Raw genomic sequence first — 693 nt, forward strand, 5'->3', positions numbered from 1 at the left:
AAAATGCCTCGGACAAGCGATCCTTCCTACCTCCAACCCCTCCACCAATTCCGGCCGACTAAGCCATCACAAGGTTTCTCTGGGACTGGGCTCGGACGTCTCGGGACTAAACCCAAAACACCTGGACGCTTCCAGACATATCTTCTCTTCACAATGTATTCAGAACAGGCATCAGTCCTTACAGACGATGCAAACTTTTATTTCTTCAGAAGGATATTCCCGCGCTACACACCCAAACCGCGTTAGCGATTGGTGGAGCTGAGCGGGATCGAACCGCTGACCCCCTGCTTGCAAAGCAGGTGCTCTCCCAGCTGAGCTACAGCCCCAACCATCGCAAACACCCGACAGCAAAACCGCCAGGGATCAGGTAAATTCAGCAAACCAATGGTGGGCCCGGGAAGACTTGAACTTCCGACCCCACGCTTATCAAGCGTGTGCTCTAACCAACTGAGCTACGGGCCCATCCAACCGAACATATGACGTGTCCAACTGGACACCCATACAGGCCAGAGGCCGTCGCCGGTCATCCGGCGCCCCCGCGCAGTGCCGCCCAAAGGGCGAACAGCACGTGAGCGCAAACCAAAGGTTTATATCCTTCTTGAAGAAAGAGAAACGTGGACGGCGAACCTTGCCATACCCGCTGTCTGCGTAGCAGATCTGCAGGCGTATTACGTTGCGATGGTCGCCTGACTG

At 55.3% G+C, this 693-nt stretch carries 2 tRNA genes; both read right to left on the reverse strand.

Going from position 1 to position 693, the window contains the following annotated elements:
• Nucleotides 1–250: 250 nt before the first annotated feature.
• Nucleotides 251–326: transfer RNA gene (locus PL597_RS25960), tRNA-Ala, on the reverse strand.
• Between the two features lie 59 nt (nucleotides 327–385).
• A tRNA-Ile gene (locus PL597_RS25965) sits at nucleotides 386–462 on the reverse strand.
• Nucleotides 463–693 lie beyond the last annotated feature (231 nt).

The sequence above is a fragment of the Agrobacterium sp. ST15.13.013 genome, assembly GCF_027956525.1.
GTDB lineage: Bacteria > Pseudomonadota > Alphaproteobacteria > Rhizobiales > Rhizobiaceae > Agrobacterium > Agrobacterium salinitolerans.